The following is a 21,217-nucleotide window of genomic DNA, read 5'->3' as shown; positions in this document are numbered from 1 at the left end:
CAACGTGGTCAACCTGATCCTCGTCGGCCCGATGGGTGCTGGAAAGAGCACCATCGGGCGCCTGCTCGCCAAGGAGCTGCATCTCGCGTTCAAGGACTCCGACAAGGAGATCGAACAGCGGTGCGGCGCGAATATCCCATGGATCTTCGATGTCGAGGGCGAGGTCGGTTTCCGCGAGCGCGAGCAGGCCATGCTCACCGAACTCTGCGCCGCCGATGGCATGGTGATCGCCACCGGCGGCGGGGCGGTGATGCGCGACGGTAACCGCCAGGTGCTGCGCGCCGGTGGCCGGGTTGTGTACCTGCATGCCTCGGTCGAGCACCAGATCGCGCGCACGGCGCGGGACCGCAACCGCCCCTTGTTGCAGAAGCCCAACCCGGGACAGATCCTCCGCGACCTGATGGCGCTGCGCGATCCGCTCTACCGCGAAATCGCCGATGTGGTGGTGGAGACCGACGAAAGGCCGCCGCGCCTGGTCGTCCAGGAAATTCTCGAACGCCTGCGCAAGTTGCCGCCCCGCTGAGGCGCGGCGAATTGCGTTATCCTATTGCCCTTTCCTGTCTGGGGGCCTCATGCGCACACTTCACGTCGATCTAGGCGAGCGTAGCTATCCCATTTACATCGGTGAAAACCTGCTGGGCGACGCCCGCTGGTTCGCGCCGCATATCGTCGGTCGCCGGGTCGCGGTGATCAGCAACGAAACGGTCGCTCCTCTCTATCTGGAAACCCTGCTCAAGGCACTGCAAGGCCATGAGGTCACCCCTGTGGTGCTGCCCGACGGCGAGGCCTACAAGCAGTGGGAAACCCTGCAACTGATCTTCGATGCCCTGCTGAAGGAGCGGCATGACCGCAAGACTACCCTGATCGCCCTGGGCGGCGGCGTCATCGGTGACATGGCCGGTTTCGCCGCGGCCTGCTACCAGCGTGGGGTCAACTTCATCCAGGTGCCGACCACCCTGTTGTCCCAGGTCGACTCCTCGGTGGGCGGCAAGACCGGGATCAACCATCCGTTGGGCAAGAATATGATCGGTGCGTTCTACCAGCCCCAGGCGGTGGTCATCGACACCGCGTCGCTGAAGACGCTGCCGTCCCGCGAGCTGTCCGCCGGGCTGGCGGAGGTGATCAAGTACGGTTTCATTTGCGACGAACCGTTCATCACCTGGCTGGAAGAGCACATGGATGCCTTGCTGGCACTGGAGCCGACCGTTGTCACCGAGGCCATCGAGCGCTCTTGCGCGGCGAAGGCCCGCGTGGTGGGCGCCGACGAGCGCGAGTCGGGCGTGCGTGCCACGCTGAATCTCGGCCATACCTTCGGTCATGCGATCGAGACCCAGCAGGGTTACGGCGTCTGGCTGCACGGCGAAGCGGTAGGGGCGGGAACCGTGATGGCACTCGAGATGTCGCATCGGTTGGGTTGGCTGAGCGCCGCCGAGCGCGATCGCGGTATCCGCCTGCTGCGCCGGGCTGGCCTGCCCGTGGTACCGCCGGCCGAGATGACGGCGGAAGATTTTATGGAACACATGGCCGTCGACAAGAAAGTGCTCGATGGCCGCCTGCGTCTGGTTTTGCTGCAAGGACTGGGGAATGCCGTGGTCACCGGCGATTTTCCCCGTGAGATCTTGGACGCGACCCTGCGCACCGACTATCGGGCCTTGGCCGACCAGCTTGGAGATGAATGAGGTCCCATGACCAGCTTGCATGCCGATGAGGCCTTCCTGGGCCACTACCAATTCAGTCACGACCCGTTCGCGCCGCGCGTTCCGGGTTTCAAGTTCTTCCCGGCGCAGCGCAAGCCGGTGCTCGGCCAGTTGCACCATCTGGCCCGCTACAGCCAGCTCCTGCTGCTGGTCACCGGGCCCCTGGGCAGCGGCAAGACCCTGCTGCGCCAGGCGCTGGTGGCCAGCACCAACAAGGATGCGGTCCTCAGCGTGGTGATCTCGGCGCGCACCGCCGCCGACGAGACTTCGTTGCTGCGCCAGGTGGCGCAGGGCCTGAGCATCAACCAGGCGAGCCTGGAGGCGATCCTGACCAAGGTGGCGCAGCTGGCGATCACCGGGCAGGACGTCTACCTGATGGTGGACGATGCCGAACAGCTCCAGGACAGCGCGCTGGAAGTGCTGTTGCTGCTGGCTTCCGGCACCAACGAGGGACGCCTGCATGTATTCCTGTTCGGTGAGCCGTCGTTGCTGCCGCGCCTGGAGGTGTTTTCCGAGGGTGAGGAGCGCTTCCATGCCATCGAATTGCAGCCATACAGCGAAGAGGAAACCCGCGACTACCTGGCCCAGCGTCTCGAGGGCGCCGGGCAGGGCATCGAGCTGATTTCCAACGACCTGCTGGTGGACATCCACGAGCAGTCGGAAGGCTGGCCGGGAGCGATCAACCAGGTCGCCCGCGATGCCCTGATCGAAGCGATGCTGGCCAATCGTGGCGCAGCGCGCAAGGCAACCGGAGGGTCTTTCAACTTGCCCAAGAAGCATCTGGTGATTCTTGCGGTCGTGGCCATCGGCGTGATCGCCGCCTGGTTCATGCAAGGCAAGAGCAAGCCGGAGGCGCCGCAGACCGCCTCTACCGAATTGTCCATGAATGGTGGTACGCCGGCCCAGGCCCAGCAGCCGGGCAGCGGCCCGGCCGTGGAGTTCAACGGCTCCAGCCAGCCGTTGCCGCTACCGTTGGTCGGCGAGTCGCAGCCGGTCATTCGCGAGCCGCTGGCCCAGGCCGCCGGGCAAGGTGGCGACGACGAAGGCGGCCTGCCGTCCGCCGCGGTGCCGCCTACCGTTTCCAGCTCGGCTCCTCCGGTGACGCCGCTGGCCAACAACGGCGTCACGCCGATGCATCCGGTGCCGCCGGCGCCGACCGAACCGACCGCGCCTGCGGCGACCCCGACTCCGGCGCAGACCCCGGCACCGGCCGCGCCGGTCGCCAGCGCCCCGGCCAGCAAGCCGGCCCCGGCCCCCGCTCCGGCCAAGCCGGCGGCGAGCAAGCCGGCCACCACCGCCGCGGCGAAGCCGGCCCCGGCTCCGGCCGCCAAGCCGGCCAGCGGTGTCGGTGCGGGAAGTCAGTGGTATCGCAACCAGTCTGGTGGTAACTTCGCCCTGCAGATCCTCGGTACCGGCTCCGAAGCCAATGCCCAGGCGTTCATTCGCCAGCAGGGCGGCGGCGATTTCCGCTACTTCAAGAAAACCCTGCAAGGCAAGCCGTTCTACGTCGTCACCTATGGCAGCTTCCCGAACCGTGCCGCCGCCCTGGCCGCAGTGAAAAAACTGCCGTCCAAGGTGCAGGCCGGCAAGCCGTGGCCGCGTACCTTCGCCAGCATCCAGCAGGAGATCGGCCAGGCGCATTGATCCGACCTGCCGTCGCCTCTTGACGAAACTCGCTAGTCGTTAGCATGACCGGCGGGTTTCGTCTTTCATTTTGGCGACATTGAATTTCATTTTCTCGCCGCAAAATTTGTGAGGCCTTGTGCACCTATGTACAATGGCCTCCCTTTGCCTGTCGAAAACTCGCCGCATGAGCGGGTGACAGGCGAAGTAGATGACTAAAAAAGTTTTGCCGGTGAGAGTTCCTTATGAAAGCAGGTCTGTACCATCCTGAAACGTTCAAGGATAACTGCGGATTTGGCCTGATCGCCCATATGCAGGGCGAGCCGAGCCATCAACTTCTGCAAACCGCAATCGAAGCACTGACCTGCATGACCCACCGCGGTGGGATCAATGCCGATGGCAAGACCGGGGACGGCTGCGGGCTGCTGATCCAGAAGCCCGACCTGTTCCTGCGTGCCGTCGCCAGGGAAGCCTTTTCTGTCGACCTGCCCGAGCAATACGCGGTGGGCATGGTGTTCTTCAACCAGGACCCGGTGAAAGCCGAGGCGGCACGCGAGAACATGAATCGCGAGATCGTCGCCGCCGGACTGGAGCTGGTCGGCTGGCGCAAGGTGCCGATCGATACCAGCGTTCTCGGCCGCCTGGCGCTGGAGCGTCTGCCGCAGATCGAACAGGTGTTCATCGGCGGCGCCGGCCTGAGCGACCAGGACTTCGCCATCAAGCTGTTCAGCGCACGGCGCCGCTCGTCGGTGGCCAACGCCGCCGACAGCGACCACTACATCTGCAGCTTTTCGCACAAAACCATCATCTACAAGGGCCTGATGATGCCGGCCGACCTGGCCGCCTTCTATCCGGACCTTGGCGACGAGCGCCTGCAGACCGCGATCTGCGTATTCCACCAGCGCTTCTCCACCAACACCCTGCCGAAATGGCCGCTGGCGCAGCCGTTCCGCTTCCTCGCCCACAACGGCGAGATCAACACCATCACCGGCAACCGCAACTGGGCCCAGGCGCGGCGGACCAAGTTCACCAACGAACTGATCCCCGACCTGGAAGAGCTCGGCCCGCTGGTGAACCGCGTCGGCTCCGACTCGTCGAGCATGGACAACATGCTCGAACTGATGGTCACCGGCGGCATGGACCTGTTCCGCGGCCTGCGCATGATCATCCCGCCGGCCTGGCAGAACGTCGAAACCATGGACGCCGACCTGCGCGCGTTCTACGAGTACAACTCGCTGCACATGGAGCCCTGGGATGGCCCCGCCGGCGTCGTGCTGACCGACGGTCGCTATGCCGTCTGCCTGCTCGACCGCAATGGCCTGCGCCCGTCGCGCTGGGTCACCACGAAGAACGGCTACATCACCCTGGCTTCGGAAATCGGCGTCTGGGACTACAAGCCCGAGGACGTCATCGCCAAGGGTCGCGTCGGCCCGGGGCAGATCCTCGCGGTGGACACCGAGACCGGCCAGGTCCTGCACAGCGACGACATCGACAACCGCCTGAAGTCGCGCCATCCCTACAAGCAATGGTTGCGGCAGAATGCCCTGCGCATCCAGGCGACCCTGGACGACGACCATGGCGTGGCCAGCTACGACGCCGACCAGCTCAAGCAATTCATGAAGATGTTCCAGGTCACCTTCGAGGAGCGTGACCAGGTGCTGCGTCCGCTCGGCGAGCAGGGCCAGGAAGCGGTGGGCTCCATGGGCGACGATACGCCGATGGCGATCCTCTCCCGGCGCATCCGCTCTCCGTACGATTACTTCCGCCAGCAATTCGCCCAGGTCACCAACCCGCCGATCGACCCGCTGCGCGAAGCCATCGTGATGTCCCTGGAAACCTGCCTGGGCGTCGAGCAGAACATCTTCGAGGAAGCCCCGCACCATGCCAACCAGGCGATCCTCACCACTCCGGTGATCTCGCCGGCGAAGTGGCGGACCATCATGACCCTGGACCGCCCGGGCTTCGACCGCCACTTCATCGACCTCAACTACGACGAGTCGATGGGCCTGGAGGCCGCGGTGCGCAACATCGCCGACCAGGCCGAGGAAGCCGTGCGCGGCGGCAAGGTGCTGCTGATCCTCAGCGACCGCCATATCGCTCCCGGCAAACTGCCGGTGCATGCTGCCCTGGCCGTCGGTGCGGTGCATCACCGCCTGGTGCAGACCGGGCTGCGCTGCGACTCCAACATCCTGGTGGAGACCGCCACCGCCCGCGATCCGCACCATTTCGCGGTGCTGATCGGCTTCGGCGCCTCGGCGGTCTATCCGTTCCTCGCCTACGAGGTGCTGGCCGACCTGATCCGCACCGGTGAAGTGCTGGGCGACCTCTACGAGGTGTTCAAGTACTACCGCAAGGGGATCTCCAAGGGCCTGATGAAGATTCTCTCGAAGATGGGCATCTCCACCGTCGCGTCCTACCGTGGCGCGCAGCTGTTCGAGGCGGTGGGCCTGTCCGACGAGGTCACCGACCTGTGCTTCACCGGAGTCGCCAGCCGCATCCAGGGCGCGCGCTTCGTCGATATCGAGAACGAGCAGAAGCTCCTGGCCGCCGAGGCCTGGAGCAACCGCAAGCCGATCCAGCAGGGCGGCTTGCTGAAGTTCGTCTATGGCGGCGAATACCACGCCTACAACCCGGATGTGGTGAATACCCTGCAGGCTGCCGTGCAGCAGGGCGACTACGAGAAGTTCAAGGAATACACCGCGCTGGTGGACCAGCGCCCAGTGTCGATGATCCGCGACCTGTTGCAGGTGAAGACCGCCGCGCAGCCGCTGGCGCTCGACGAGGTGGAGCCGCTGGAAGCCATCTTCAAGCGCTTCGATGCCGCCGGGATTTCCCTTGGCGCGCTGTCGCCGGAGGCCCACGAGGCGCTGGCCGAGGCGATGAACACCCTGGGCGGTCGCTCCAACTCCGGCGAGGGCGGCGAGGACCCGGCGCGCTACGGCACGCTGAAGAGTTCGAAGATCAAGCAGGTGGCTACCGGCCGCTTCGGCGTGACCCCGGAATACCTGGTCAACGCCGAGGTCCTGCAGATCAAGGTGGCCCAGGGCGCCAAGCCCGGCGAGGGCGGCCAGTTGCCGGGCGGCAAGGTCAACGGCCTGATCGCCCGCCTGCGCTATGCGGTGCCCGGCGTGACCCTGATCTCGCCGCCGCCGCACCACGACATCTACTCCATCGAAGACCTGGCGCAGCTGATCTTCGACCTCAAGCAGGTCAACCCGCAGGCGCTGGTATCGGTGAAGCTGGTATCCGAGCCGGGCGTCGGCACCATCGCCGCCGGCGTGGCCAAGGCCTATGCGGACCTGATCACCATCTCCGGCTACGACGGCGGTACCGGCGCCTCGCCGATCACCTCGATCAAGTACGCCGGCTCGCCCTGGGAACTGGGCCTGGCGGAAACCCACCAGACCCTGCGCGGCAACGACCTGCGCGGCAAGGTCCGGGTGCAGACCGATGGCGGCCTGAAGACCGGCCTGGACGTGATCAAGGCGGCCATTCTCGGCGCCGAGAGCTTCGGCTTCGGCACCGCGCCGATGATCGCCCTGGGCTGCAAGTATCTGCGCATCTGCCACCTGAACAACTGCGCCACCGGCGTGGCGACGCAGAACGACAAGTTGCGCAAGGACCACTTCATCGGCACCACCGCGATGGTGATCAACTTCTTCACCTTCATCGCCACGGAAACCCGCGAGTGGCTGGCGCGCCTCGGCGTGCGCAGCCTGGGCGAGCTGATCGGCCGCACCGACCTGCTGGAGATCCTCCCCGGCGAGACCGCCAAGCAGCAGAATCTGGATCTCGCTCCGTTGCTGGGCAGTGAGCTGATCCCGGCCGACAAGCCGCAGTTCTGCGAGGTGGAGAAAAACCCGCCGTTCGACCAGGGCCTGCTGGCCGAGAAGATGGTCGAGCTGTCGAAGGCCGCCATCGAAGGCCTGAGCGGCGGCGAGTACGAGCTGGACATCTGCAACTGCGACCGATCCATCGGCGCGCGGGTATCCGGCGAGATCGCCCGCCTGCACGGCAACCAGGGCATGGCCAAGGCACCGGTGGTGTTCCGTTTCAAGGGCACCGCGGGACAGAGCTTCGGCGTGTGGAACGCCGGTGGCCTGCACCTGTACCTGGAAGGCGACGCCAACGACTACGTAGGCAAGGGCATGACCGGCGGCAAGCTGGTGATCACCCCGCCCAAGGGCAGTCCGTTCAAGACCCAGGAATCGGCCATCGTCGGCAACACCTGCCTGTACGGCGCCACCGGCGGCAAGCTGTTCGCCGCCGGAACCGCCGGCGAGCGCTTCGCCGTGCGCAACTCCGGTTCCCATGCGGTGGTGGAAGGTACCGGCGACCACTGCTGCGAATACATGACCGGCGGTTTCGTCTGCGTGCTGGGCAAGACCGGCTACAACTTCGGCTCCGGCATGACCGGGGGCTTCGCCTACGTCCTCGACATGGACAACACTTTCGTCGACCGCGTGAACCACGAGCTGGTGGAAATCCAGCGGATCAGCGGCGAGGCGATGGAGGCCTATCGCAGCCACCTGCGCAAGGTCCTGGTCGAGTACGTGAACGAAACGGCAAGCGAGTGGGGCGCGAACATCCTGGAAAACCTGGATGACTACCTGCGTCGGTTCTGGCTGGTGAAACCGAAGGCGGCCAGCCTCGGTTCGCTGCTGACCAGCACCCGTGCCAACCCGCAATAAGCGCCCGAAGTTGTGATGAGGTTTCGATATGTCTGAACGTCTGAATTCCGACCGCCTGAACAACGACTTCCAGTTCATCGAAGTCGGGCGCAAGGACCCGAAGAAGAAGCTGCTGCGCCAGCGCAAGCGCGAGTTCGTGGAGATCCACGACCTGTTCAAGCCGCAGCAGGCCGCCGACCAGGCCCACCGCTGCCTGGGCTGCGGCAACCCGTACTGCGAGTGGAAATGCCCGGTGCACAACTTCATCCCTAACTGGCTGAAGCTGGTTTCCGAAGGCAACATCCTGGCCGCCGCCGAACTGTCGCACCAGACCAACACCCTGCCGGAAGTCTGCGGCCGGGTCTGCCCGCAGGATCGCCTCTGCGAGGGCGCCTGCACCCTCAACGACGGTTTTGGCGCGGTGACCATCGGCTCGGTGGAGAAGTACATCACCGATACGGCCTTCGCCATGGGCTGGCGTCCGGACCTGTCCAAGGTCAAGCCGACCGGCAGGCGCGTCGCGGTGATCGGCGCCGGCCCGGCCGGCCTCGGCTGCGCCGACGTGCTGGTGCGCAACGGCGTGACCCCGGTGGTGTTCGACCGCAACCCGGAGATCGGCGGCCTGCTGACCTTCGGCATTCCCGAGTTCAAGCTGGAGAAGCACGTCCTCAGCCGTCGCCGCGAGGTGTTCACCGGCATGGGCATCGAGTTTCGCCTGAACACCGAGATCGGCAAGGACGTGACCATGGAGCAGTTGCTCGATGAGTACGATGCCGTGTTCATGGGGATGGGCACCTACACCTACATGAAGGGCGGTTTCCCCGGCGAGGACCTGCCGGGCGTACACGACGCCCTGGACTTCCTGATCGCCAACGTGAACCGCAACCTCGGCTTCGAGAAGTCGGCCGAGGACTTCGTCGACATGAAGGGCAAGCGCGTGGTGGTCCTGGGCGGCGGCGACACCGCGATGGACTGCAACCGCACTTCGATCCGCCAGGGCGCCAAGTCGGTGACCTGTGCCTATCGCCGTGACGAAGAAAACATGCCGGGTTCGCGCAAGGAAGTGAAGAACGCCAAGGAAGAGGGCGTGAAGTTCCTCTTCAACCGCCAGCCCATCGCCATCGTCGGCGAGGACCGGGTGGAAGGCGTGAAGGTGGTCGAGACCCGTCTCGGCGAGCCGGACGCCCGCGGCCGCCGCAGCCCCGAACCGATCCCCGGTTCCGAGGAGATCATCCCGGCGGAAGCCGTGCTGATCGCCTTCGGCTTCCGGCCGAGTCCGGCGCCGTGGTTCGAGCGCTTCGAGATCGCCACCGACAGCCAGGGCCGCGTGGTGGCTCCGGCGCAGGCGCAGTTCAAGCACCAGACCAGCAACCCGAAGATCTTCGCCGGTGGCGACATGGTCCGTGGTTCCGACCTGGTGGTGACGGCGATCTTCGAAGGACGTACCGCGGCCGAAGGCATCCTCGACTACCTTGGCGTCTGATCCGCGGCGCCACCGGCGCTGCGACAAATCACCGCGATAGACAAAAGGCACGGCCCCCGCCGTGCCTTTTGTTTTGTGCTTTGCGACAATAGCGGCCCTTTTCGCCCGCCGGCCTGTGGATAACCCCCTTCCGCACGCGCCCGCGTGAAGCCAGCAGCCTTTGATCGGATGCCGTTATGACTGCCCTGAAGAACGACCGCTTCCTCCGCGCCCTGCTCAAGCAGCCCGTCGATGTCACCCCCGTCTGGATGATGCGCCAGGCCGGTCGTTACCTGCCGGAATACCGTGCCACCCGTGCCAAGGCCGGCGATTTCATGAGCCTGTGCATGAACCCGGAGCTGGCCTGCGAAGTGACCCTGCAGCCGCTGGACCGTTACCCGCAGCTGGACGCCGCGATCCTCTTCTCCGATATCCTGACCATTCCCGATGCCATGGGCCAGGGCCTGTACTTCGAGACCGGCGAAGGCCCGCGCTTCCGCAAGGTGGTCTCGTCGCTGGCCGACATCGAGGCGCTGCCGGTTCCCGATCCGGAACAGGACCTGGGCTATGTGATGGATGCCGTGCGCACCATCCGCCGCGAGCTGAACGGCCGCGTACCGCTGATCGGCTTCTCCGGCAGCCCCTGGACCCTCGCCACCTACATGGTCGAGGGCGGCTCGAGCAAGGACTTCCGCAAGTCCAAGGCGATGCTCTACGACAACCCTCAGGCCATGCACGCTCTGCTGGACAAGCTGGCGCAATCGGTGACCAGCTACCTCAACGGGCAGATCCACGCCGGCGCCCAGGCGGTGCAGATCTTCGACTCATGGGGCGGCAGCTTGTCGGCGGCGGCCTACCAGGAGTTCTCCCTGACCTACATGCGCAAGATCGTCGATGGATTGATCCGCGAGCACGACGGACGCCGGGTGCCGGTGATCCTCTTCACCAAGGGAGGCGGCCTGTGGCTGGAGTCGATGGCCGAGGTCGGCGCCGAGGCGCTGGGCCTGGACTGGACCTGCGACATCGGCAGCGCCCGGGCCCGTGTCGGTGAGCGCGTAGCCCTGCAAGGCAACATGGATCCCTCGGTGCTCTACGCCAATCCGGCGGCGATCCGCGCCGAAGTCGCGCGGATCCTGGCGGCCTACGGCAAGGGTACGGGGCATGTGTTCAATCTTGGCCACGGCATCACCCCGGAAGTCGACCCGGCCCATGCCGGCGCCTTCTTCGAGGCGGTGCACGAGCTGTCGGCGCAGTACCACGGCTGAGCCGGAACGAAAGAAGGGGAGCCGAGGCTCCCCTTTTTTCATGCGCGGGCCGACGGCCCTCCGGCGCGTTGGCTGGCGGGGTCGTGCCGGTGGCGTACCCGCCCTACGCAACCCGCCCGGCTCAACTGCTTACCTTGCCGGTGCGGTCGTTGATCACGAACAGCTTGCCGTTGGCGTCGCGCACGAGGATTTCCGCGCCCGGCTGGCCATCCATGTCGGCCACCGAATCGATGCTGTAGTTGACGTCGCCGATGCGGTAGTCGCTGCTGGCGCCGCTGGCGTGGTGGATGACCCGCACCTTGCCCTGCATCACCACGATCAGCTCGTTGCCCGGCTTGCCGTCGGTGTCCGCGGTGCCGCCATAGAGTGCCCAGGCGCTGGCGCCGATGTTGTATTCCTTGCGGGAACTGGCGTTGCTGATCACGTAGATGCCGGTGCTGGTGCGGCCGATGATCTCCGCGCCGGGCTGGCCGTCGAGGTCGGCGATCTGTGCGAGCGCGTGGTAGCCGCTGAAGGTGAAGTCCTTGGCGCCACTGGTGCGCGGGTCGATGACCTTGACGCCGTTGCCCATGTTCAGCACCAGTTCCTTGCCCGGCGCGCCGTCCACGTCGGCGACGTCGAACAGGCCCCAGGTGCCGTTGTAGCTGAAGGTGGCGTCGCGTTGCGTACGGGTGCGATCGAATACGGTGCGCACGCCGTTGCCGATGCTGAGGATGACTTCGTCGCCGGCGACGTTGTCGACGTCGGTGGCGCGCATGATCGCCCAGGAGACGTTGCCTACCGGGTACTTGCGCTGGGTGGTGCTGGCGTGGGAAACGATCACCAGGTCGGGACCGGCCTTGACCAGGATTTCCGCGCCGGGCTGGCCGTCGGTATCGGTGGCGCCGAAGACCGACCAGACCACGTTGCCGAAGCTGTAGTTGCGGGTGCTGCCGCCTTCCACCACCTGCAGGTTGGCGCCGTCGCGGTAGACCGCGGCGAGCTGGCCGTTGCCCCGCAGGTCCCAGGTTCCTACCAGAACGCCGGCCGCCTGGGCTGCGCTGGCGCAGAGGGAGAACAGTGCCGTGCCGAGCAGGCAGGCGCGCTTGATCGCTGGTTTCATAAAGTCCCTTTCATATCGCTGTCGAGGCCGGCCGGATGCCGGCCGCAGCAGCATAGAACAGCGCTTGCCGCGCTCAAGGGAAACGCGAGGGATTTGTCGAGCGCTTGGCATTTGTTCGTGAAACTGGTTGCCCGCCCAGCAGGCGGGCGCGGGTGTCGCTCGGCGGCTCGCCGGTCCAGCGCTTGAAGGCGCGGGTGAAGTTGGTTGGATCGCTGTAACCCAGGTACAGGGCGATACGCTGCAACGACACCTCGGGACGCCGCAGCAATCGCAAGGCCTGGCGCTGGCGAGCCTGACCGAGCAACTGGCGAAAGCTGGTGCCGGCGTCATGCAGATGCCGCTTGAGGCTGCGGCTGGACAGGTGCAGGCGCGCGGCTACTTCCTCCAGGTTGGGGAAGCGCTGTTCCTGGCGTTCCAGCTCCAGCCGCACGCGGGCGCAGATGTCCCGGCGGCCGGCATCGAGCAGCGCCAGTTCGCGCTCGCAGTGTTCGCGGGCGCGGCGCAACGCAGCCGGATCGGCCATCGGTAGCGAGCGGGCGAGCAGGATGGCGGGGAACACCAACTGGACGTGGGCCTGGTCGTAGCGGCACTGCGGCAGCGGCACAGGCACGGCAGGTTCGGGGTAGTCGAAGTCGAGCCTGCCGACCAGGGCCGGTTCGCCGAGCAGCCAGGCGCCGGACCGATACAGGCCGATCAGCAGGGCTTCGCTGAAGTACCGGTGCAGCGCCGGCGGGAGCGCAGGGCCTGGCAGCAGGCGCAGGATCACCTGCTCGTCCTCGCGCAGCAGGCTGATTTCGACGTTGCCCTGCAGCAGCGGCATGTAGCGCAGCGCCAGGCACAAGGCATCGCCGAGCGTCGCCGAGGCCATCATCGCGTAGCCCAGGCTGCCATGGGCGGTGGGAGGCGTGCGCAAGGCGAGCTGTGCGCCGAGGCCGGGGTCGCCGCTCAGCGCGAGCGCCGTGGCGGCGATCGCCTGGTACTGCTGCGATGTGACGCGTGCTTCCGGCTCTTCCAGTCGCAGCGTCGACAGACCGATTTCCCGCAGCAGCGCACGTCCGTCCAGGCCGCGTTCCTCCAGCAGGCCGAGCAGCAGGCGCGGATAGGCAGCGGTGATGGTCGGTGCGTCGGAGTCCGTGCGGCGGCTCATGCTGGCGTGTCCTGGCCCGAAATGATCGGCAGTCTGGCGCGAGCGCGTCTGCCGCTGCATTGGCTGGTGCCGCAATACTGCCCGGCAACGCAGTCAAGCGGAGAACGAGCGATGCATCCCTGGGCACGACGCAACATTCCACAACTGGCCGGGCGCCTGGCGCTGGTCACCGGCGCCAACAGCGGCCTGGGTTGGCAGGCGGCGCGCACGCTGGCCGGCAAAGGGGCGACCGTGGTGATGGCCTGCCGCAATCGCGAACAGGCGGAGCGGGCGCGGCGGGCGATCCTCGACGAGTATCCCCAGGCACGCCTGGAGCTGGCCGATCTCGACCTGGCCGACCTCGCCTCGATCCGCGCCTGCGCCGCCGGTTTCCGTCAGCGCCACGCACGCCTCGATCTCTTGTTCAACAACGCCGGAGTGATGTTCCTGCCCCTGCGGCGTACCCGCGACGGTTTCGAGATGCAGATGGGCACCAATCACCTCGGCCACTTCGCCCTTACGGGACTGCTGCTGGAGTCGTTGCTGGCCGCTCCACGGCCCAGGGTGGTGGGCATGACCAGCGGTTTCAACCAGTTCGGCCGGCTGCCGCTCGACGACCTCAACGCCGAGCGCGGCTACAACCGCTATCTCGCCTATTGCCACAGCAAGCAGGCCAATCTGCTGTTCAGCCTGGAGTTGCAGCGCCGCGCCGGCCAGCGGGGCGTGCTTCTGCAGAGCCTGGCGGCGCATCCGGGCTACGCGGCGACCAACCTGCAGTACGCGGCACCGGCGATGTCCGGTTCGCGCCTGGGACGCTGGGCGATGAAGGTGGCCAACGGAGCGTTCGCGCAATCGGCGGAGATGGGGGCGTTGCCGGCACTTTCCGCGCTGACCGAACAGCGCTGGTATGGCGGCGCCTATGTCGGCCCGGATCGCTGGCTGGAAACCCGCGGTTATCCGGCGGCGGCGCGGATTCCGCGGAATGCGCGCGACCTGGGGCTGGCCGCGCGGCTGTGGGCGCTATCGGAAGAACTGACCGGAGTACGCTTCTGGTCGGAGTGAAGGCGCCGGGAGACCGGCGCCTCGAACTCAGTGGGCGGCCTGCGCCAGGGTGTTGCCAGGCAGGGCCGGCAGGCGCGCCAGGTGCAGCGAGACCAATACCGCGACCACCAGCAGCGAGCCGATGAACAGTCCGATGCCGTTCCAGCCGTAGTAATGCCAGAACACCCCGCCGAGGGTGCCGGCCAGGCTTGAGCCGACGTAGTAGCTGAACAGGTAGAGCGACGAGGCCTGGCCCTTGGCGCGCAGGGCGCGGCGCCCGATCCAGCTGCTCGCCACCGAGTGCGCGCCGAAGAAGCCGAAGGTGAACAGCAGCAGGCCGGCGAGCATCAGCGGGATCGGCTCGAACAGGGTCAGCAGCAGGCCGCCGAGCATCAGCAGGATGACCGCCCAGAGCACCTTGCGTCGCCCCAGCTTGTCGGCCAGCGAACCGACCCAGGCCGAGCTGTAGATGCCCGAGAGGTAAACCACCGAGAGCACTCCGACCACCGCCTGGCTCATGTGGTAGGGCTCGGCCAGCAGGCGGTAGCCGATGTAGTTGAACAGGGTGACGAAGCTGCCCATCAGCAGGAAGCCGATCAGGAACAGCCAGGGCAGTCCGGCGTCGCGGAAGTGCAGGCGGTAGCCGTTGAGCAGGGTCGCCGGCTTCAGCGGTGCCGGCCGGAAGTGTTTCGATTCGGGCAGCACGCGCCAGAACACCAGCGCGGCGACCAGGGCCAGGCCGCCGAGGACCGCCAGTGCGGCATGCCAGGAGATGAAATCGACCAGGACGCCGCTGATCAGGCGTCCGCTCATCCCGCCGATGGCGTTGCCGCCGATGTACAGGCCCATCGACAGGCCGATGTGCTGCGGATGGATCTCTTCGCTGAGATAGGTCATCGCCACCGCGGCCAGGCCGCTCAAGGACAGCCCGACCAGCGCGCGCATCAGCAGCACGCCATGCCAGGTGGGCATCACCGCGCTGCCGAGGGTGAACAGCGCGGCGGCCAGCAGCGAGACGACCATCACCGGCTTGCGACCGATCGCGTCGGAGATCGGGCCGGTGACCAGCAGGCCAAGGGCGAGCATGGCGGTGGCGACGGACAATGCCAGGCTGCTTTCCGCGGCGCTGATGGAAAACGCCTTGGACAGCACCGGCATCATCGGCTGGATGCAGTAGAGCAGGGCAAAGGTGGCGAAACCGCCGGAGAACAGCGCTAGGGAGGTGCGCATGAACTGCGGGGTGCCTTTCTCGATATAGCGTTCGACTTCGGTGGCGGCTTCCAGCACCTCGTTGGCTGCTTCGCGGGCCGCCTCGATTAACGCGGGTTCTTCTTCGGCCTGTGGCCGGACTTGCGGATTGCTCACGGGGCACCTCTGGGGACGGTGGCGAGCAGGCACAACGAGGCCGCGCCACCTGGATTTCAGGGACAAGGGGTCGTTGTTGGAGGTTATGTGGCAAAGGATATAGATAGGTTTATATGATTTCCAATATATTGATCGACACGATTGATATGTAAAAAGACCTAATAGGAGGGGCCGCTTGGAACTCAGGCACCTGCGCTATTTCATCGCCGTCGCCGAGGAGCTGCACTTCGGCCGCGCCGCCGAGCGCCTGGGGATCTCCCAGCCGCCGTTGAGCCAGCAGATCCAGGCGCTGGAGGAGGAAATCGGTGCGCGCCTGTTCGAGCGCACCAACCGCCGCGTCGAACTCACCGACGCCGGCCGGCTGTTCCTCGACGAGTCCCGCCAGGTGCTGGCCCAGGTAGACAAGGCGGTGCTGCTGGCGCGTCGGGCCCACCTGGGGGAACTGGGCGAGCTGAAGATCGGTTTCACTTCCTCGGCACCCTTCACCTCGACCATACCCAGCAGCATCCATGCCTTCCGCAAGGCCTATCCGGACGTACACCTCGACCTGCAGGAAATGAGCAGCCGCCAGGTACTCAAGGCGCTGCTCGAGGAAAGCCTGCAGGTGGGCGTGATCCGCCCGCTGGCGCTGCCGGATGCGGTGCATTGGGTGGAGTTGTTCCGCGAACCGCTGGTGGCGGTGCTGCGGGCCGACCATCCGCTGGCGGCCGGCAGCGAGGATGGCCTGGCCATCGCCGCCCTGGCCGAGGAGCCCTTCGTGTTCTTCCCGCGCAGCTACGGCACCGGGCTCTACGACCAGGTCATCGCCCTGACCCGACAGGCCGGCTTCAGCCCGCGCATCGCCCAGGAGGCCAGCGAGGCGATGACCATCATCGGCCTGGTCTCGGCCGGACTGGGGGTGTCGATCCTGCCGGCGTCGTTCCGCCGCACCCGGGTCGACGGCGTGGTCTACCGCACCCTGAGCGATCCCGAGGCGACGACTGCGGTATGGCTGGTCCGTCGGCAGAACGAGGGCTCGCCGCTGGCGCTGTCCTTCATCGACCTGGTGACCCGTGAGGCGGCCAGCCTGCGCCGACGCTGAACCGCTCTACGTCAGGACCGAGACGGCGCTCGCGCTTGCCCGCGGCTTTGCCTATCATCCGGGATCAGGCTCGGCTCACGGAGATTTCCCATGCGGCGCGTGGTGTTCAATCAGAAAGGCGGGGTAGGCAAGTCCAGCATCGCCTGCAACCTGGCGGCGGTCAGCGCGGCGGAGGGCTATCGCACCCTGCTGGTGGACCTGGACGCCCAGGCCAACTCCACGCACTACCTGACCGGACTGACCGGCGAGGACCTGCCGGTGGGGATCGCCGACTTCTTCAAGCAGACCTTGTCTTCCGGGCCCTTCAGCAAGAAGGGCAGGGTCGAGATCTACGAGACGCCGTTCGACAACCTGCACATCGTCACCTCCAGCCCCGAACTGGCCGACCTGCAGCCGAAGCTGGAGTCGAAGCACAAGATCAACAAGCTGCGCAAACTGCTGGACGAACTGGACGAAGACTACGACCGGATCTACCTGGATACCCCGCCGGCACTGAATTTCTACACGGTATCTGCGCTGATCGCTGCCGATCGCTGCCTGATTCCCTTCGATTGCGACAGCTTCTCCCGCCAGGCGCTGTATGGCCTTCTCCAGGAGATCGAGGAACTGCGTGACGACCACAACGAAGACCTGCAGGTCGAGGGCATCGTGGTCAACCAGTTCCAGCCGCGCGCCAGCCTGCCGCAGCAACTGCTCGACGAGCTGGTGGCGGAGGAACTGCCGGTGCTGCCGGTGTACCTGATGAGCTCGGTGAAGATGCGCGAGTCGCACCAGGCTTGCACCCCGCTGATCTTCCTCGAACCGCGGCACAAGTTGACCCAGCAGTTCGTCGAGTTGCACGGGCTGCTCGAAAGCTGAGCAGCCTCTGCGGCAGCGCTTCTACGAGGTAACCAGGACGTCACAGCTCGGCTGGCGCAGGTAACGTTGCGCCAGGTTGCCGAGCAGCGCCTGCATCAGCGCGTTGCGGCTGTGCCGGCCGAGGGCGAGCAGCTCCGGCTGGCGCTGCTTCAACGCGGCGTCCAGGCTGTACGGCAGCACGCCGGGAACCACTTCGTGGCTCAGCTGCGGCCCGACGCCCGGCAGGCGCTCCTGCTCGTCGCTCAGCAATTGTTCGATCAGCCCGGCCTGGGTGGCCAGGTGCGCGGCATTCTGCCTGGGCAGGCCGAGCACGCCGTCGTCGGGGGACTCGAACACGTGCAGGGCGTGCAGGTCGGCTTCCACCGGCAGCAGGCGGTAGGCCTGGCGCAGCGCGGTACAGGCGCACTGGGAAAAGTCCAGGGCGCTGAGCGCCTGGCGGTAGGGTTCGTCCGCCTCGCGCACGGCGAGCAGCACCGGCACCCGGCTGCGCCGCACCACCTGGTCGAGGGTGGTGTTGCCGAAGCGTTCGAAGGTCTTCTGGTGGTGTGCGCCCATCAGCAGCAGGTCCGGTTCGAGCGCCCGGGTCTGCTGCAGGATGCCGTCGATCGGCTGGCCCCTGAACAGGTGGATGGCGCTGTCCTCGTCGAGGCCGGCCTCCTTGCGCTTGAGCTGCAGCATGGCGCTGACGGTCTTCACCGCCGACGCCGATAGCCCCGGGTCGTACACGTGCAGCAGGCTGACCCGCGCATCGTGCTGGCGGGCCAGTTGGGCGGCGCGGGCGAGGGCGACGTCGGCTTCCGGGGTGAGGTCGTGGGCGACCAGGAGGTGGCGGATCATGGCGGACTCCGTGGGATGGCTACGCTGGCTTCTCCACTGTCGCGCCGCAGCTCGCTACGGACCTTGATCCATGGCAGAAAAAACCTTCGCCGTGCCCTGCGAAATCTGCCAGTCAGGGCCGCGCGTGGCTGCGTAGCTGGTACAACGCGGTGCTTTCCGCCACCACCTCCCCCTGCTCGTCGGTGAGTTGCAGTTCGAGGCTGTATTCGGCCTTGCCGCGCTCTCCAGCCTCGGTTTCCAGTTGGCGGATGCGCTCGGCATCCAGGCGTGCCTCGACGCGTATGTCGCCCTTGGCCGGGCGGCGGAAGCGCAAGGTCATCTCCTTGACGATGGGATAGAAGCGGGCGCTGTCGAAGCTGGTCAGGAACAGCGCGCCACCGGGAATTTCGGCGAGGGTGAAGAGCGCCCCGGCGTACATGCTGCCGATGTGGTTCTCGTTGCCGGCGCCCGGCATGCGCAGGCGCACGTAGCCGGGTTCGAGGACTTCCGCCCTGAGTCCGCTGCGCTGGACGAAGGCGATCTTTTCTTCGGTCAGGTGCCTGGCGAGTTCGGTGGGCAGTGGCATGGCGCTCTCCATGTCGGGGATCCCAGCCAGACTAGCCGGCCGGCCAGGCCGGGCAAGGACCGAAACGCTCGCCCGGACTGACCGATCCGCTCAGCGTGCGGCGGCGGCCAGGGCCTGGTCGAGGTCGGCGAGGATGTCGTCGATGTGCTCGATGCCGATCGACAGCCGCACCATGTCGTCGGAGACTCCGGCGCGGGCCAGTTCCTCCGCGTTCAACTGGCGGTGGGTGGTGCTCGCCGGGTGGCAGGCCAGGGACTTGGCGTCGCCGATGTTGACCAGCCGCACCACCAGCTTCAAGGCGTCGATGAAGCGCGCGCCGGCGGCGCTGCCGCCCTGGATGCCGAAGGACAGGATCGCCGCCGGGCGGCCCCCCAGGTAGCGCCGGGCCAGGGCGTGCTCGGGGTTGTCGGCGAGGCCGGCGTATTTCACCCAGGCCACCTGCGGATGTTGTTGCAGGTAGCGGGCTACGGCGAGGGCGTTGTCGCAGTGGCGCTCCATGCGCAGCGCCAGGGTCTCCAGGCCTTGGAGGATGAGGAAGGCGTTGAACGGCGAGAGCGCCGCGCCCATGTTGCGCAGCGGTACTACCCGGCAGCGGCCGATGAAGGCGGCGGGTCCGAAGGCCTCGGTGTAGGTGACGCCGTGGTAGGACGGATCGGGCGTGTTCAGCAGCGGGAAGCGCGACTTGTTCGCCGCCCAGTCGAATCTGCCGGAGTCGACCACGATCCCGCCGATGCTGGTGCCGTGGCCGCCCATGTACTTGGTCAGCGAGTGCACGACGATGTCGGCGCCGTGCTCGAACGGCCGGCAGAGCACCGGGGTGGCTACCGTGTTGTCGACGATCAGCGGCACGCCGTGGCGGTGAGCGGCGTCGGCCAGTGCCTGCAGGTCGATGATGTTGCCCGCCGGGTTGCCGATGGTTTCGCAGAACACGGCCTTGGTCCGCTTGTCGATCAGCGCTTCCAGGGCGGCGATGTCGTCGTGGGCGGCGAAGCGCGCCTGGATGCCGATGCGTGGCAGGGTGTGGGCCAGCAGGTTGTAGGTGCCGCCGTAGAGCTTGGCCACCGAGACGATGTTGTCGCCGGCCTCGGCGACGGTCTGGATCGCGTAGGTGATGGCCGCCATCCCCGAGGCCACCGCCAGCGCCCCGACCCCGCCTTCCAGCGCCGCGACGCGCTGTTCCAGTACGTCGTTGGTGGGGTTCATGATCCGTGTGTAGATGTTGCCCGGTACCTTCAGGTCGAACAGGTCGGCGCCATGCTGGGTGTCGTCGAAAGCGTAGGAGGTGGTCTGGTAGATCGGCACCGCCACCGCGCGGGTGGTCGGGTCAGGGCTGTAGCCGGCGTGGACGGCCAGGGTTTCCAGTTTCATGCAGCGTTCCTTCGGGCAGATTGGAAGGACGCAGCATGGGAAAGCGCGCCGGGCGGGTCAATGCGCCCGGGCAAGGAAAAGCGTGCCTGGTTAGACTGTTGTGTTCGCCGCTTATGCCTGTCAGCGCAGGCCGATGTAGATGTTGTAGGCGCTGATCAGGGTGATCAGGGTGCCGACGATGACCAGCAGGGTGCGCGGCGAAAGCTTCTTGCACAGCAGGGCGGCGAACGGTGCGGCGAACAGGCCGCCGAAGACCAGCCCGGCGACCATCTTCCAGGTGTCCGGCTGGCCAGCGAGGAGGATGAAGGAGGTGGCGCTGGCGATGGTCAGGAAGAACTCGGCGAAGTTCACCGAGCCGATGGTGGTGCGCGGGTCGCTACCCGAGCCGATCAGGCTGCTGGTGACCACCGGGCCCCAGCCGCCGCCGCCGGCAGCATCGACGAAGCCGCCGAAGAGTGCCAGCTTGGCCACGTGGCGCGGTGCCCGGCGCTTGATCACGTGGCGGTAGGCCTTGCTCAGGATGTACAGGCCCATCAGCAGCAGGTAGGCGGAGATGAAGGGCTTGAGCTGGTGGCCGTCGAAGCGGGTGATCAGCACGGCGCCGAGCACCGCGCCGATCATTCCCGGCAGCAGCAGGCGGAGGAAGAGTGACTTGTTGACGTTGCCGAGCTTGACGTGGGAAATCCCGGAAAAGCCGGTGGTGAACACTTCGGCGATGTGCACGCTGGCGCTGGCAGCGGCCGGCGTGGCACCAGCGCTGAGCAGGAAGGTAGTCGCGGTGATGCCATAGGCCATGCCCAGCGCACCGTCGATCACCTGGGCGAAGAAGCCCACCGCCACCGCGCTCCAGAAACCCCGGCTGGTCAGGGCCTGCTCGATGATCTCGAAGCCGTTGCTGCCGCCGTTGTCGAAGAACAGGCGCCAGGCCAGGAAGGCGAGCAGGCCGACCAGGATCAGCACCGCCGCCCACATGGCGGCGCGCAGTACCGGGTGGTCGTCCGGATGGGTGACGAAATCTTCGACAGGAGGCAGACCTAGCGCCTGGTGTTCGGTGTTGATCGAACTCTGGCTGAGATCGAGGTCGCGTATCTTCATGCGGCAAGGCGCCTGACAGGAGGTGGTAGAACAGGCTGGAATAAGTGTGGCGGCGAAGATAA

The 21,217-nt window shown here is 66.4% G+C and carries 16 protein-coding genes; 9 read left to right on the top strand and 7 right to left on the bottom strand.

The genetic code is table 11. The features are described from left to right. The first annotated feature begins 4 nt into the window (after positions 1-4). The 6 genes from aroK to hemE all read left to right on the top strand — a co-directional run bounded on the left by aroK (position 5) and on the right by hemE (position 10,717). Positions 5-523: a shikimate kinase AroK gene (gene aroK, locus AC1RB9_RS26360; RefSeq protein WP_003095833.1), complete on the top strand. Its 519-nt coding sequence runs from the start codon at positions 5-7 to the stop codon at positions 521-523. A gap of 49 nt (positions 524-572) precedes the next feature. Then, the gene (gene aroB / locus AC1RB9_RS26355; RefSeq protein ID WP_003107839.1) at positions 573-1,679 is read left to right on the top strand and encodes a 3-dehydroquinate synthase; all 1,107 of its coding nucleotides are present in this window, start codon (positions 573-575) and stop codon (positions 1,677-1,679) included. Between the two features lie 6 nt (positions 1,680-1,685). Further along, entirely contained in the window at positions 1,686-3,341 is a 1,656-nt protein-coding gene (locus tag AC1RB9_RS26350; RefSeq protein WP_023130378.1) for an AAA family ATPase, read from the top strand. A 224-nt stretch (positions 3,342-3,565) separates the two neighbouring features. Continuing rightward, positions 3,566-8,011, top strand: a complete 4,446-nt coding sequence (gene gltB, locus AC1RB9_RS26345; protein WP_003103700.1) for a glutamate synthase large subunit — start codon at positions 3,566-3,568, stop codon at positions 8,009-8,011. A 28-nt stretch (positions 8,012-8,039) separates the two neighbouring features. Next, positions 8,040-9,473, top strand: coding sequence for an FAD-dependent oxidoreductase (locus AC1RB9_RS26340; protein WP_003095829.1), 1,434 nt, complete (start codon positions 8,040-8,042; stop codon positions 9,471-9,473). Positions 9,474-9,649: 176 nt separating this feature from the next. Further along, a complete protein-coding gene (gene hemE, locus AC1RB9_RS26335) occupies positions 9,650-10,717 on the top strand; it encodes a uroporphyrinogen decarboxylase (RefSeq protein ID WP_003103698.1) in 1,068 nt (355 codons plus the stop codon). Positions 10,718-10,838: 121 nt separating this feature from the next. Here the strand turns inward: hemE and AC1RB9_RS26330 are convergent, their stop codons facing one another. Together AC1RB9_RS26330 and AC1RB9_RS26325 are read right to left on the bottom strand one after the other, a co-directional pair. Beyond that, the gene (locus tag AC1RB9_RS26330) at positions 10,839-11,819 is read right to left on the bottom strand and encodes a PA5033 family protein (RefSeq protein ID WP_003103696.1); all 981 of its coding nucleotides are present in this window, start codon (positions 11,817-11,819) and stop codon (positions 10,839-10,841) included. A gap of 73 nt (positions 11,820-11,892) precedes the next feature. Beyond that, complete coding sequence (locus AC1RB9_RS26325) at positions 11,893-12,966, bottom strand: AraC family transcriptional regulator (RefSeq protein ID WP_003103694.1); 1,074 nt, start codon at positions 12,964-12,966, stop codon at positions 11,893-11,895. Between the two features lie 111 nt (positions 12,967-13,077). On the opposite strand from AC1RB9_RS26325, the gene AC1RB9_RS26320 reads away from it, so the two are divergent. Then, the gene (locus AC1RB9_RS26320) at positions 13,078-14,007 is read left to right on the top strand and encodes an oxidoreductase (protein WP_003161255.1); all 930 of its coding nucleotides are present in this window, start codon (positions 13,078-13,080) and stop codon (positions 14,005-14,007) included. 27 nt (positions 14,008-14,034) lie between these two features. Here AC1RB9_RS26320 and AC1RB9_RS26315 read toward each other — a convergent pair whose 3' ends face one another. Beyond that, the gene (locus AC1RB9_RS26315; protein ID WP_003103690.1) at positions 14,035-15,351 is read right to left on the bottom strand and encodes an MFS transporter; all 1,317 of its coding nucleotides are present in this window, start codon (positions 15,349-15,351) and stop codon (positions 14,035-14,037) included. A 175-nt stretch (positions 15,352-15,526) separates the two neighbouring features. Here AC1RB9_RS26315 and AC1RB9_RS26310 point away from each other — a divergent pair, with 175 nt between their 5' ends. Both AC1RB9_RS26310 and AC1RB9_RS26305 read left to right on the top strand, forming a co-directional pair. Beyond that, positions 15,527-16,432 (top strand): LysR family transcriptional regulator, encoded by a 906-nt coding sequence (locus AC1RB9_RS26310; RefSeq protein ID WP_003095817.1) that lies wholly within the window; start codon positions 15,527-15,529, stop codon positions 16,430-16,432. A 90-nt stretch (positions 16,433-16,522) separates the two neighbouring features. Continuing rightward, complete coding sequence (locus tag AC1RB9_RS26305) at positions 16,523-17,290, top strand: ParA family protein (RefSeq protein ID WP_003103688.1); 768 nt, start codon at positions 16,523-16,525, stop codon at positions 17,288-17,290. Positions 17,291-17,311: 21 nt separating this feature from the next. Here AC1RB9_RS26305 and AC1RB9_RS26300 read toward each other — a convergent pair whose 3' ends face one another. The 4 genes from AC1RB9_RS26300 to AC1RB9_RS26285 all read right to left on the bottom strand — a co-directional run bounded on the left by AC1RB9_RS26300 (position 17,312) and on the right by AC1RB9_RS26285 (position 21,155). After that, positions 17,312-18,127 (bottom strand): universal stress protein, encoded by an 816-nt coding sequence (locus AC1RB9_RS26300; protein ID WP_003095811.1) that lies wholly within the window; start codon positions 18,125-18,127, stop codon positions 17,312-17,314. A 112-nt stretch (positions 18,128-18,239) separates the two neighbouring features. Then, positions 18,240-18,692 (bottom strand): YiiD C-terminal domain-containing protein, encoded by a 453-nt coding sequence (locus AC1RB9_RS26295; RefSeq protein ID WP_003116142.1) that lies wholly within the window; start codon positions 18,690-18,692, stop codon positions 18,240-18,242. Positions 18,693-18,782: 90 nt separating this feature from the next. Next, complete coding sequence (locus AC1RB9_RS26290) at positions 18,783-20,060, bottom strand: bifunctional O-acetylhomoserine aminocarboxypropyltransferase/cysteine synthase (RefSeq protein WP_003457518.1); 1,278 nt, start codon at positions 20,058-20,060, stop codon at positions 18,783-18,785. Between the two features lie 120 nt (positions 20,061-20,180). Beyond that, on the bottom strand, positions 20,181-21,155 hold the full coding sequence (locus AC1RB9_RS26285) for a sulfite exporter TauE/SafE family protein (RefSeq protein ID WP_003095804.1): 975 nt from the start codon (positions 21,153-21,155) through the stop codon (positions 20,181-20,183). Positions 21,156-21,217 lie beyond the last annotated feature (62 nt).

It is taken from the genome of Pseudomonas sp. 20-5, from assembly GCF_056782835.1.
The sequence above is the reverse complement of the archived record's forward strand: the minus strand, read 5'-3'. Positions and strand labels throughout refer to the sequence as shown.